This window comes from Kitasatospora sp. NBC_00039 (assembly GCF_045160625.1).
In the GTDB taxonomy this organism is placed as follows: Bacteria; Actinomycetota; Actinomycetes; order Streptomycetales; family Streptomycetaceae; genus Kitasatospora.
Genome location: NZ_CP108289.1, coordinates 3,124,441 through 3,137,138, shown reverse-complemented (window position 1 = coordinate 3,137,138; position 12,698 = coordinate 3,124,441). Strand labels below are relative to the sequence as shown.

Annotated in this window: 5 protein-coding genes, 3 rRNA genes and 1 pseudogene; 4 read left to right on the top strand and 5 right to left on the bottom strand. The window is 66.3% G+C overall.

The genetic code is table 11. From position 1 onward, the window contains the following. Positions 1 to 52 precede the first annotated feature (52 nt). The 3 genes and pseudogenes from OG286_RS13860 to OG286_RS13850 all read right to left on the bottom strand — a co-directional run bounded on the left by OG286_RS13860 (position 53) and on the right by OG286_RS13850 (position 2,312). Entirely contained in the window at positions 53 to 697 is a 645-nt protein-coding gene (locus OG286_RS13860; RefSeq protein ID WP_396325972.1) for a TetR/AcrR family transcriptional regulator, read from the bottom strand. 52 nt (positions 698 to 749) lie between these two features. Beyond that, positions 750 to 1,523 carry a DUF4166 domain-containing protein gene (locus OG286_RS13855; RefSeq protein WP_405365305.1) on the bottom strand — a complete coding sequence of 258 codons (774 nt, stop codon included), beginning with the start codon at positions 1,521 to 1,523 and terminating at the stop codon, positions 750 to 752. Beyond that, positions 1,520 to 2,312: pseudogene (locus OG286_RS13850) on the bottom strand (hypothetical protein). The gene OG286_RS13855 and the pseudogene OG286_RS13850 overlap by 4 nt, the downstream one beginning before the upstream one ends. Positions 2,313 to 2,994: 682 nt before the next feature. Between OG286_RS13850 and OG286_RS13845 the strand changes: the two are divergent. The 4 genes from OG286_RS13845 to OG286_RS13830 all read left to right on the top strand — a co-directional run bounded on the left by OG286_RS13845 (position 2,995) and on the right by OG286_RS13830 (position 9,063). Continuing rightward, positions 2,995 to 4,518, top strand: a 16S ribosomal RNA gene (locus tag OG286_RS13845). 276 nt (positions 4,519 to 4,794) lie between these two features. Continuing rightward, a 23S ribosomal RNA gene (locus OG286_RS13840) occupies positions 4,795 to 7,917 on the top strand. Positions 7,918 to 8,002: 85 nt separating this feature from the next. Further along, positions 8,003 to 8,119: ribosomal RNA gene (gene rrf, locus OG286_RS13835) — 5S ribosomal RNA — on the top strand. Together the 16S, 23S and 5S rRNA genes form the textbook arrangement of a ribosomal RNA operon. A 95-nt stretch (positions 8,120 to 8,214) precedes the next feature. Then, positions 8,215 to 9,063, top strand: a complete 849-nt coding sequence (locus tag OG286_RS13830; protein ID WP_405365303.1) for a phosphatase PAP2 family protein — start codon at positions 8,215 to 8,217, stop codon at positions 9,061 to 9,063. Between the two features lie 116 nt (positions 9,064 to 9,179). Here OG286_RS13830 and OG286_RS13825 read toward each other — a convergent pair whose 3' ends face one another. Both OG286_RS13825 and OG286_RS13820 read right to left on the bottom strand, forming a co-directional pair. Then, complete coding sequence (locus OG286_RS13825) at positions 9,180 to 9,743, bottom strand: acetate uptake transporter (protein ID WP_396323825.1); 564 nt, start codon at positions 9,741 to 9,743, stop codon at positions 9,180 to 9,182. Positions 9,744 to 10,105: 362 nt separating this feature from the next. Continuing rightward, the gene (locus OG286_RS13820; RefSeq protein ID WP_396323824.1) at positions 10,106 to 12,667 is read right to left on the bottom strand and encodes a SpoIIE family protein phosphatase; all 2,562 of its coding nucleotides are present in this window, start codon (positions 12,665 to 12,667) and stop codon (positions 10,106 to 10,108) included. Positions 12,668 to 12,698 lie beyond the last annotated feature (31 nt).

Sequence of the window (12,698 nt, the reverse complement as noted above, 5' to 3'; positions counted from 1 at the left end):
GCCGGACCCCTCTCCCCGGGGTCCGGCCGGCGGCCGTTCGCCGTTGCTGCGGCTACCGCGGCTCGCCGTTCCGGCCGACCTCGCGGCGCACCTTGGCGCGCACCGCCAGCGACACCACCGGACCGAGGCTGTCCACCACCTCGACCAGCACGCCCAGCCGGTCCAGCGCCGCGAACGCCCCGGCCGCCCCCTGCGGATCCACCCCTTCGTACAGCTCCAGCCCGACGAAGGCCGCCGCCACCGCGCGGGCCAGCCCCGGCAGATCGAGGAACTCGGCGAGGGGATGTCCCGCGTACAACCGCTCCAGAACGCGCTGGAGCTCGTCCGTCCACATCCGCAGCGCGTCGGCCGTCGCCTCTGTGAGCTGCGGATGGCCCGTAGCGCCGGCCAGGAACTGCCCGAGCAGGGCGACGTTTCCTGCCGCTCGCTCCTCCTCGTCGAGGTTCTGCCCGATGCTCAGCAGCTCGCGCAGCGAGCCCGCCGCCTCGAAGTGCGGCCGGTACCGGTCCAGCCGCAGCCCGGTCTCGCGCAGAGCGGCTGCGGCCAGCAGACCCTCCACCGTCTTGAAGTGGTAGAACACCAAGGCCTGGTTGACGCCGATCTCGGCGGCGATGGTGCGAGCCGAGACTCCCGAGATTCCCTGCCGTTTGAGCGCGCTGATGGCAGCTTCCATCAGCCGCTCGCGTGTGTCGCTCATGTGCGGCAGCGTAGCTGCCGCGCCCGGCCACCCGGACGCCGGTTCCGACCACTCACGTGCGGACGGATTCCCGGACCGGCCGGACATGGTTCGGAATTCCCTCCGGACCGATGAGCGGATATTCCGCGGTGAACCACCCCTGGTACCCCATCACCAGGCCGACCAGCGGGTTGACGACCCGGACCTGAATGCGGAACCGGCCGGCCTCCTCGTCGAACCACTCGTGCAGATCCGCCCGGCCCGTCAGCACGGCAGGCCAGCGCGGCGAACCGGGGAGCGCGGAGACCCGCTGTTCACCCGAGGAGATCACCAGCCCGCCGCGCCCGGTGACCCGGACACGCAGGTCCACGGCGAGGTGCTGGTGCGTCCCCAGGAAGTCGACGACCGTCCCCGGCTGAGGTGCGGCCACCATCGTCGCGTCGAAACGGCGGGGCCGGGTGAACTGGAACGTCCGGACGAAGGTGACGGTCTCCCTGCCGAAGCCGTCCCGGTAGGCGTAGTTGGCGATGGTGAACGGCACGTCGCGGCCGTGCTCCGGGAACAGGATGTTCTGCCGGCTCCCGAGCCGGAGCAGTGGGGCCAGCCACCGCGCCCCCTGCCGGATGCGCTCCATCCGGCCGGTGCCGATGCAGGCGACGCCGTCCTGGGAGGAGAAGCCGAACCGGCGTTGCAGCTCGGGGTGCAGCCGGTCGAAGTCGGCCCCCAGCGCCCGCCGGAAGATCGACGGGCCTGCGCTCCCAGTGGTGGACGTGGAGGTAGCGGTGGAGGTGGCGGTGGAGGTGGCGGCGGTGGCGGTGGTGCGTGCTGAGGCTGCGGCGATGGTCACGGCGTCTCCAGGGCGTTGAGCAGGCGGGGCCGGCGGGTGCTGAGGGCGGGGCTGTTCCGGTCCGGGCGTCTGGCACAGCGCCGGGCGGCGGGGGTGACGGGGGAGGGCGGCAGGAGAGCGGAGAGAAGGAGGACGACCCCGCCGCAGGCCGTTCCCACGACCGGACCGGCCGCGGCGGCCGTCAGGAGCGCGGCAGCGACGGGGGCGCCCAGCCGCGCTCCGGTCTCGGCCACGGCATGCAGGCGCGCGTTCGGGCGGGATCCCGCGCTCGGCCCAGAGCCGCAGCCGGTCGAACGACCACGCGGTGAGCCATCCGACGACGGGCCGCACGAACCAGCGGTCCACCAGGGCACCACCGGGCCATCCCCAACTCCGGTAGTCGTAGCCCGTGACGAACCGGACGGTTCCGCCGGACGGTGACGCAGCAGGGACGTAGCGCCAGTAGCCGGAGCCCTTCTGTAGAGGGGAGAGCCCGTTGTCGGCGACGAACCGCAGCGCGCTGATCCGTGACCCGTCGGGCCGGCACCGCTCGGCCGTGGTGATCCCGGTGCCCGTGAGCGCCGGGCCGCCCGGTGGTCCGAGCCGGTAGCGGAAGCGGATCGCGGCCGGGCGTTCCGTCCCTGCGCCCTCCTCCGCATGAGCCGAGGCTCCGTACCGGATCCGCGTGAAGCGTGCGTCCCACCTCTGGTGCTCGTGCGGAGTCTGGGTGAGATCCCAGAGCACGTCCATCGGTGCCCGGATCCGCGTCTCGACGTAGACCGGCCTGGTCGGCCGCCTGGTAGCAGGCATGACTGCCCCCCGAGTGAGAGTTTGAGCGACTGCTCAACTTCGATGGGCGTCACGATGGCAGAGATTTGAGCGACCGCTCAATAGGGGGGTTGAGACCGGCCGGCGTTTGCGTCGCCCTGTCGATCGGCGTAGTGTTCCCTAGTCGCTCGGCAGGGAGCACCGGACACGCATCGGCGCGGACGGTCCCGGGGCGGCCAATCCCTAGAAACACCACTTCCCGGTTCGGGCTGGGTCGCGTATTGCCTTTTTCGGCGACGTGGCTCGGGTCTTATTCGGCGTGCCCGTTTATATGGATTGCGGCCGGATTCGCCTTTCGAGGCGGGGATGGGCTAGAGTTTGAAACGTCGGACGGGGCGTCAAGCCGCAGAAGACACCAGCGAGTTGGATGAATGAAGCGCCGGAAACGGAGCGGAAAACGTCTGATAAGCTGGAAACACGAAAGAACGAAGCGCCCGGAGGGCCCGCTGGAAGGCGGTCCGAAGGAAGTGTCCGTTCCTTGAGAACTCAACAGCGTGCCAAAAGTCAACGCCAGATATGTTGACATCCCCGGCCTCGGTCTTCTGATCGGGGTTGGAGATTCCTTTATGAAGTAAACACTAGCGAGGACGCAGTGCGCGGGATCACCCTATTCCGGTGGTTGCCGTGCCGCTCGACGCGAGTGCGGCTCGATTACGGGCAGACATTCACGGAGAGTTTGATCCTGGCTCAGGACGAACGCTGGCGGCGTGCTTAACACATGCAAGTCGAACGGTGAAGCCCTTCGGGGTGGATCAGTGGCGAACGGGTGAGTAACACGTGGGCAATCTGCCCTGCACTCTGGGACAAGCCCTGGAAACGGGGTCTAATACCGGATATGACCTGGGACCGCATGGTCCTGGGTGTAAAGCTCCGGCGGTGCAGGATGAGCCCGCGGCCTATCAGCTTGTTGGTGGGGTAATGGCCTACCAAGGCGACGACGGGTAGCCGGCCTGAGAGGGCGACCGGCCACACTGGGACTGAGACACGGCCCAGACTCCTACGGGAGGCAGCAGTGGGGAATATTGCACAATGGGCGAAAGCCTGATGCAGCGACGCCGCGTGAGGGATGACGGCCTTCGGGTTGTAAACCTCTTTCAGCAGGGAAGAAGCGCAAGTGACGGTACCTGCAGAAGAAGCACCGGCTAACTACGTGCCAGCAGCCGCGGTAATACGTAGGGTGCGAGCGTTGTCCGGAATTATTGGGCGTAAAGAGCTCGTAGGCGGCCTGTCGCGTCGGATGTGAAAGCCCGGGGCTTAACCCCGGGTCTGCATTCGATACGGGCAGGCTAGAGTGTGGTAGGGGAGATCGGAATTCCTGGTGTAGCGGTGAAATGCGCAGATATCAGGAGGAACACCGGTGGCGAAGGCGGATCTCTGGGCCATTACTGACGCTGAGGAGCGAAAGCGTGGGGAGCGAACAGGATTAGATACCCTGGTAGTCCACGCCGTAAACGTTGGGAACTAGGTGTTGGCGACATTCCACGTCGTCGGTGCCGCAGCTAACGCATTAAGTTCCCCGCCTGGGGAGTACGGCCGCAAGGCTAAAACTCAAAGGAATTGACGGGGGCCCGCACAAGCAGCGGAGCATGTGGCTTAATTCGACGCAACGCGAAGAACCTTACCAAGGCTTGACATATACCGGAAACGGCTAGAGATAGTCGCCCCCTTGTGGTCGGTATACAGGTGGTGCATGGTTGTCGTCAGCTCGTGTCGTGAGATGTTGGGTTAAGTCCCGCAACGAGCGCAACCCTTGTTCTGTGTTGCCAGCATGCCTTTCGGGGTGATGGGGACTCACAGGAGACTGCCGGGGTCAACTCGGAGGAAGGTGGGGACGACGTCAAATCATCATGCCCCTTATGTCTTGGGCTGCACACGTGCTACAATGGTCGGTACAAAGGGCTGCGATGCCGCGAGGCGGAGCGAATCCCAAAAAGCCGGCCTCAGTTCGGATTGGGGTCTGCAACTCGACCCCATGAAGTTGGAGTTGCTAGTAATCGCAGATCAGCATGCTGCGGTGAATACGTTCCCGGGCCTTGTACACACCGCCCGTCACGTCACGAAAGTCGGTAACACCCGAAGCCGGTGGCCTAACCCGTAAGGGGAGGAGCCGTCGAAGGTGGGACCAGCGATTGGGACGAAGTCGTAACAAGGTAGCCGTACCGGAAGGTGCGGCTGGATCACCTCCTTTCTAAGGAGCAATATGCCGCTTGCAGGCGAATGTTCTGCACGGTTGCTCATGGGTGGAACGTTGACTATTCGGCACATCAGGTAGGGCCTGTTAGTACTGCTTCGGCGTGGAACACAGAGCACTGCATGATGTGTCGGGCACGTTGTTGGGTCCTGAGGGTACGGCCGTATGGCTGTTGCTTCAGAGATGCCGGTCCCACTGAAGAGATCCGTTCGGGTCTTGGGGGTGGGTGACTGGTCGTTGTTTGAGAACTGCACAGTGGACGCGAGCATCTGTGGCCAAGTTTTTAAGGGCGCACGGTGGATGCCTTGGCACCAGGAACCGATGAAGGACGTGGGAGGCCACGATAGTCCCCGGGGAGCCGTCAACCAGGCTTTGATCCGGGGGTTTCCGAATGGGGAAACCCGGCAGTCGTCATGGGCTGTCACCCATACCTGAACACATAGGGTATGTGGAGGGAACGCGGGGAAGTGAAACATCTCAGTACCCGCAGGAAGAGAAAACAACCGTGATTCCGGGAGTAGTGGCGAGCGAAACCGGATGAGGCTAAACCCAGGTGGTGTGAGACCCGGCAGGGGTTGCCACTTGGGGGTCGTGGGATTTTTCTTGACCGGTCTGCCGGCCGGTCGGCGAGTCAGAAACCGTATGGATAGTCGAAGGACATGCGAAAGGTCCGGCGTAGAGGGTAAGACCCCCGTAGACGAAATCTGTGCGGCTCGTTTGAGAAACTCCCAAGTAGCACGGGGCCCGAGAAATCCCGTGTGAATCTGGCGGGACCACCCGCTAAGCCTAAATATTCCCTGGTGACCGATAGCGGATAGTACCGTGAGGGAATGGTGAAAAGTACCGCGGGAGCGGAGTGAAATAGTACCTGAAACCGTGTGCCTACAAGCCGTGGGAGCGTCGGACATGCAGCTTGCTGTGTGTCTCGTGACTGCGTGCCTTTTGAAGAATGAGCCTGCGAGTTTGCGGTGTGTAGCGAGGTTAACCCGTGTGGGGTAGCCGTAGCGAAAGCGAGTCCGAATAGGGCGTTTGAGTTGCACGCCCAAGACCCGAAGCGGAGTGATCTAGCCATGGGCAGGTTGAAGCGGAGGTAAGACTTCGTGGAGGACCGAACCCACCAGGGTTGAAAACCTGGGGGATGACCTGTGGTTAGGGGTGAAAGGCCAATCAAACTCCGTGATAGCTGGTTCTCCCCGAAATGCATTTAGGTGCAGCGTCACGTGTTTCTTGCCGGAGGTAGAGCACTGGATAGGCGATGGGCCTCACCGGGTTACTGACCTTAGCCAAACTCCGAATGCCGGTAAGTGAGAGCGTGGCAGTGAGACTGTGGGGGATAAGCTCCATGGTCGAGAGGGAAACAGCCCAGAACACCGACTAAGGTCCCTAAGCGTGTGCTAAGTGGGAAAGGATGTGGAGTCGCAGAGACAACCAGGAGGTTGGCTTAGAAGCAGCCACCCTTGAAAGAGTGCGTAATAGCTCACTGGTCAAGTGATTCCGCGCCGACAATGTAGCGGGGCTCAAGCACATCACCGAAGTCGTGTCATTGCAGCATGAAGGGCCAACGCCTGCTGTGATGGGTAGGGGAGCGTCGTGTGCCGGGTGAAGCGGCGGTGGAAACCAGTCGTGGACGGTACACGAGTGAGAATGCAGGCATGAGTAGCGATACAAGAGTGAGAAACTCTTGCGCCGATTGACCAAGGGTTCCTGGGTCAAGCTGATCTGCCCAGGGTAAGTCGGGACCTAAGGCGAGGCCGACAGGCGTAGTCGATGGACAACGGGTTGATATTCCCGTACCCGCTTTGAAGCGCCAACGCTGAACCAGGTGATGCTAAGGCCGCGAAGCCGGCCCGGAGTCTTCGGACAAAGGGACGTGGTGGAGCCGCCGGACCAAGTCTGCAGTAGGTGAGCGATGGGGTGACGCAGGAAGGTAGTCCAGCCCGGGCGGTGGTTGTCCCGGGGTAAGGGTGTAGGCCGAGTGATAGGCAAATCCGTCACTCATTAAGGCTGAGACCTGATGCCGAGCCGATTGTGGTGAAGTGGATGATCCTATGCTGTCGAGAAAAGCCTCTAGCGAGTTTCATGGCGGCCCGTACCCCAAACCGACTCAGGTGGTCAGGTAGAGAATACCGAGGCGTTCGGGTGAACTATGGTTAAGGAACTCGGCAAAATGCCCCCGTAACTTCGGGAGAAGGGGGGCCATTCCTGGTGACGGCACTTGCTGCCAGAGCTGGGGGTGGCCGCAGAGACCAGCGAGAAGCGACTGTTTACTAAAAACACAGGTCCGTGCGAAGCCGTAAGGCGATGTATACGGACTGACGCCTGCCCGGTGCTGGAACGTTAAGGGGACCGGTTAGCTTGGATTCGTCCAGGCGAAGCTGAGAACTTAAGCGCCAGTAAACGGCGGTGGTAACTATAACCATCCTAAGGTAGCGAAATTCCTTGTCGGGTAAGTTCCGACCTGCACGAATGGCGTAACGACTTCTCGACTGTCTCAACCATAGGCCCGGTGAAATTGCATTACGAGTAAAGATGCTCGTTTCGCGCAGCAGGACGGAAAGACCCCGGGACCTTTACTATAGCTTGATATTGGTGTTCGGTTCGGCTTGTGTAGGATAGGTGGGAGACTTTGAAGCAGCAACGCCAGTTGTTGTGGAGTCGTCGTTGAAATACCACTCTGGTCGTGCTGGATGTCTAACCTGGGTCCGTGATCCGGATCAGGGACAGTGTCTGGTGGGTAGTTTAACTGGGGCGGTTGCCTCCTAAAGGGTAACGGAGGCGCCCAAAGGTTCCCTCAGCCTGGTTGGCAATCAGGTGTTGAGTGTAAGTGCACAAGGGAGCTTGACTGTGAGACTGACGGGTCGAGCAGGTACGAAAGTAGGGACTAGTGATCCGGCGGTGGCTTGTGGAAGCGCCGTCGCTCAACGGATAAAAGGTACCCCGGGGATAACAGGCTGATCTTCCCCAAGAGTCCATATCGACGGGATGGTTTGGCACCTCGATGTCGGCTCGTCGCATCCTGGGGCTGGAGTAGGTCCCAAGGGTTGGGCTGTTCGCCCATTAAAGCGGTACGCGAGCTGGGTTTAGAACGTCGTGAGACAGTTCGGTCCCTATCCGCTGTGCGCGTAGGAGTGTTGAGAAGGGCTGTCCCTAGTACGAGAGGACCGGGACGGACGAACCTCTGGTGTGCCAGTTGTCCTGCCAAGGGCATGGCTGGTTGGCTACGTTCGGGAGGGATAACCGCTGAAAGCATCTAAGCGGGAAGCCTGCTTCGAGATGAGCACTCCCACCTCCTTGAGAGGGTAAGGCTCCCAGTAGACGACTGGGTTGATAGGCCGGATATGGAAGCCCTGTGAGGGGTGGAGTTGACCGGTACTAATAGGCCGAGGGCTTGTCCTCAGTTGCTCGCGTCCACTGTGTTGTTCTGAAACAACGACCCCCATGCCTGGTCACGGTATGGGTGCGGCCGACAGTTTCATAGTGTTTCGGTGGTCATAGCGTGAGGGAAACGCCCGGTTACATTCCGAACCCGGAAGCTAAGCCTCACAGCGCCGATGGTACTGCAGGGGGGACCCTGTGGGAGAGTAGGACGCCGCCGAACAATCATTCCAAAAAGACCCCCTTCCGGACGGAAGGGGGTCTTTTTGCGTTAACGTCTCTGCCAGCACACCCCGGCTTGGCGGAAGGCGCGAACCGTTGCAGAACCTGACCCTTACCTGGCAGTCCGCCGGGGGCACCGCGGTCGCTCTTTACGCGGGTTCGTACGCGGCGTCCAGGTGGCGGCGCGGCCCGTTGCCGGCGTTGCTGCGGGAGGCCGGCACGCTGCTGGCGCTGTTCGCGCTCTGGCAGCTGGTCGGACACCTGTCCTTGATGAGCACCGAGCACGCGCTGGACCGGGCGAGCTGGATCCACCGGACGGAGCTGGCGGTCGGGTTGCCGGACGAGGCGTCCTGGCAGGCGGCGGTGACGCCGTACCCGGTGGTCGTGAAGGCGGCGAACTACTACTACGCCGCGATGCACTTCGCCGTGATGATCGCCGTCCTCGCCTGGGTCTTCGTGCGGCACCGCGAGTGGTACGCGTGGGTCCGGAACACCGTGGTGATCACGACGGCGGTCTGCCTCGCCGTGCAGTTCATCCCGGTGGCGCCGCCCCGGATGCTGCCGCAGAACGGCTTCGTCGACGTGGCCGCGGAGTACGGGCAGTCGGTCTACGGGGGCGCGGTCGGCGGGGTGGTGGTCGCCGCGCAGCTCTCGGCGATGCCGTCGGTACACGTGGCCTGGTGCGTGCTGGCCGCGGTGGCGGTGATCAGGGTGTCGACGAGTTCGCTCCGCTGGCTGGTGGTGCTGCACCCGGTGCTGACCGTCGCGGTCGTGGTGGTCACGGCCAACCACTTCTGGGCGGACGGTCTGGTCGCCGTCGCGATCCTGCTCTTCGCCTACGCCGCCCAGGAGGCCTTCGCCCGCCGGCGGGTCCGTCGGGCGGCCCGGACCGGGCCGGCAGCGGCCAACGTGCCGGCCGGGGAGCGGGCGGGCACCCGCGGTTAGCCGGACGGACACGTCGGTGGGCCGGCCTCCCCGCGGGGGGAGGCCGGCCCACGTGCGTTGCGGCGTCGGCCCTGCCTGCCCGGACCCTGGGTGCCCGGACGTTGCCTGACCCGTCCCTACTTGACCGGCAGTACGGCCCGGCCCCATGCGCTGTTGGTCAGCGAGGCGGTGGCCCAGTACCAGGCGACGAGCCCGGAGGCCGCGGCGACCCAGCCGGCGAACTTGGCGAGGCCGCCGGAGGTGTTGAAGGTGGCGAAGGCGGAGAGCACCAGCGAGACGGTCAGCAGACCGTAGACGGCGCGGCTGAACAGGCCCGCGTTCCAGCCGGCGGCGGTGAGGGTGAGGGCGAGCAGGGCCCACAGCAGCAGGAACAGACCGGCCGCGTTCTTGCCGGCCCCGCCGGCCGCCGACCAGGTGGCCCAGAAGGCGCCGAGGCCGGTGAAGGCGGTGCCGGTGAAGCCCTCGCCGCTGCGGAGCTGCCAGAGGCCGGCGATGAACAGGGTGATGCCGCCGAGGAGGTGGGCGAGATGTGCCGAGTCCCCGACCCCGGTGCCGCTGAGGATGCCGGTGGAGAGAAGACCGTAGGCGAGGAGGGTCAGGCCGAGGGCGAGGTAACCGAGGTTACCCGCGTCGGCACCGGTGGAACGGGCGTGCTGTGCCCCGGAAGCTTCGTTGCTCACCGGAGGCTCCTTTCACTCTGGGCGCGCGCAGGGCGCGGTCGACCGCACGAGGGATGTTCGATGAGGTGGATGCGCGCGACCGCGCCGAGGGCGCACGGCTGGAGCGTGCGACGGCCGCGGTCAGAATGACGGTCCAGCGGCGGAACCGCTGGTCGTGTCCCCTCCGGGGGATTCCCCGGTGAGATCGGTGTACCCGGCCGAACGAGCTTGTACCCTTGTGAATCGCACAATTTGTGGCGCCGTCAGCTGTGGAACGCTCACGATCGGCCTCCACGCCATCCCCGTAAGGGCAGCAGTGCTCAACCCGGACGCATCGGTGCGCAGCTCACGGGCGCCGGCGCCCGGCCCGGGCGCGACAGTGCTCAGCCCACGCGCTGGGACGGCACCCGCAGGGTCAGGATCGCCATGTCGTCGGACGGCGGCTCCGGGGCGAACCGTTCGACCGCCCGCTGCACCCGCAGGGCCACCGCGCCCGCCGTCAGCCCGGTGCAGCCGGTGAGCACCTCGGCGAGGCCGTCGTCGCCCAGCATCCGCAGGCCCTCCCGGCGTTCGGTCACGCCGTCGGTGACGCAGAGCAGGACCTCGCCGGGGGCGAGCACCAAGTGCTCGGCGGTGAGGTCGAGTTCGTCCATCACTCCGAGCAGCGGCTGCGGGGTGGCGGCGCGGTCGACCTGGCCGTCGGTGCGCAGGCGCAGCGGCAGCGGGTGGCCGGCGCAGACCAGCGACAGTTCGGTGCTGCCGTCCGGGCGGGGCGTCAGCTCGCCGTACAGGAGGGTGAGGAAGCGGCTGCGCGAACCCTCGTCCAGGATGGCAGCGTTGAGCCGGCTGAGGACCTGCGGGGCGTCCAGGCCCTCGCGGGCGAGCAGGCGCAGCGAGTGCCGGGCGAGACCGGTGACGGAGGCCGCCTCGGGGCCGGTGCCGCAGACGTCGCCGATGGCGAAGCCGTAGGTGCCCTCGCGGATGGTGAAGAGGTCGTAGAAGTCGCCGCCGACCTCGTTGCCCTCGCCGGCGGCCTGGTAGTAGACGTCCACCTCGACGCCGGGGATCTCGGGCAGGTCCGGCGGCAGCAGGCTGCGCTGGAGGGCCTGGCTGGTGGCGGTGCGCTCGGAGTAGAGGCGGGAGTTGTCGAGCGCGAGGGCCGCCCGGCGGGAGAGGTCCTCGGCGAGCTCCAGGATCTCCTGGCGGAACCGGACGCCGGCCGGGACGCCGAGGGCGAGCAGGCCGATGACGCGGTTGCGGGCGGTGAGCGGCAGGACGACGGTCTCGCCGAGCAGGCCGGAGAGTTCGGGGCTGTCGGTCAGCCCGCCGGCCCGAGCGGTGTCGGCCGGGCCGGCCCAGAAGCGGACGCCGTGGGTGGGGCCGGACTCCGGGGCCGGGGTTTTGTCGAGCAGGGCGCGCAGCGGGTCGATGCGGTCCTCGTCCTCGTGCAGGACGAAGGCGAGCGAGGCCGCGGCGCCGTGGTCGCCGTTGGTGTAGACGGCGCACCAGGAGGCGAGGGTGGGGACGGCCATCTGGGCCATCAGGGCGAGCGTCTGCTCGTGCTCCAGGGTGCCGGCCAGCAGGTCGGAGGCCTCGACGAGGAAGGAGAGCGAGCCGCGCCGCAGCCGGTCCAGCTCGGAGAGTCTGGTGCTCTCGACGGCGAGCGCGACGCGGTCGGCGGCGAACTGCAGGCGCAGCGCGTCCTCGTTGTCGTACCGGCCGGGTGCGGCGGCGGCGATGCCGAGCGAACCGATCAGCCGGCCCTCGACCTTGAGCGGGACGGTGAGCAGGGAGCGCAGGCCGCTGCCGGTGAGCAGGGCGAGGCCGGTCGGGCGGGTGGCGAGGTCCTCGTGGACGGAGGGCAGCCGGGCGGAGTCGTAGCGGTTGCCGGTCTCGACGGGGAAGCGGCTGTGCCGGCGGTGGCCGGTGGTGAGGCCGGTGGCGGCGCGGACCTCGAACTCGGTCTCGTCCTCGGTGGTGAGCAGGACGTAGGCGGCGTCGGCGTCGAGCAGGTCGCGGGCGCGTTCGACGGTGCGCTGCAGCAGGCTGTCGAGGTCGTCGGCGGAGGTGGGGCCGGCGAGCAGGTCGAGCCGGCCGGCGGCCTGGTCGGCCTTGTCGCCGGGCAGGGCGCGGGCGGGGGAGCGGAGTACCGCCCGGTCGGTGTCCAGGACGAGCAGACAGAGGGTGGACGGGGTGCCGTCGGTGTCGCGGATGCGGACCTGCAGGCCGTACACCTCGACGGTGCCGCCCTCGGCGTGGCGCAGGCCGTAGCTGCCCTCCCAGCGGGCCAGCCGCAGTGTCGCGGCCAGGCCGAGGCCGGTGCCAGGGCCCTGCGGCCAGACGGCGAGGTCGGCCCAGGGGCGGCCGAGGACGGCGTCGGCGGGGTGCCGGAAGAGCGCCTCGGCGTCGGGGTTCCAGGCGAGGACGCGGCCGTCGTCGTCGAGTCGGACCACGGCGACGTGCACAGGGCCGGTGCTGCTGGGCAGTTCGCCGCCCGGGGTGGCGGGGACGGCGTAGCGGGTGCCGGCGACGTGGGCGGGCAGGGCGAGGCGGAACCAGACGGTCTTGCGGCCGGCCGAGTACTCGACGCCCCAGCGTTCGGCCAGGGCGGAGCACATCAACAGGCCGCGGCCGCCCTCGCCGTCGGGGTCGGCGTAGCGCTCGGAGGCGGTGACGGGGACGTCGGCGAAGGACGGCAGGCCGCGTTCGGGGTGGTGGTCGGTGACCTCGATCCGGACGGTTCCGTCCTCGCGCAGGCAGCAGACCTCGGCTGCGGTGCCGGCGTGCACGACGGCGTTGGTGACGAGTTCGCTGACGAGCACGACGGCGTCGTCGACGACTTCGGGCAGGCCCCAGCCCAGCAGGGCGTCCCGGACGAAGGAGCGGGCGGCGCCGGCCGACCGGCCGACGGGTTCGAAGGTGGCGGCTGCGCGCGCGGTGACCACGTTGCCACTTCTCCTCTGCTCTGGCCCTGGC

Coding starts and splice junctions, on each gene's coding strand:
- OG286_RS13860 (WP_396325972.1), bottom strand. CDS start 697: ATGAGCGACACACGCGAGCGGCTGATGGAAGCTGCCATCAGCGCGCTC.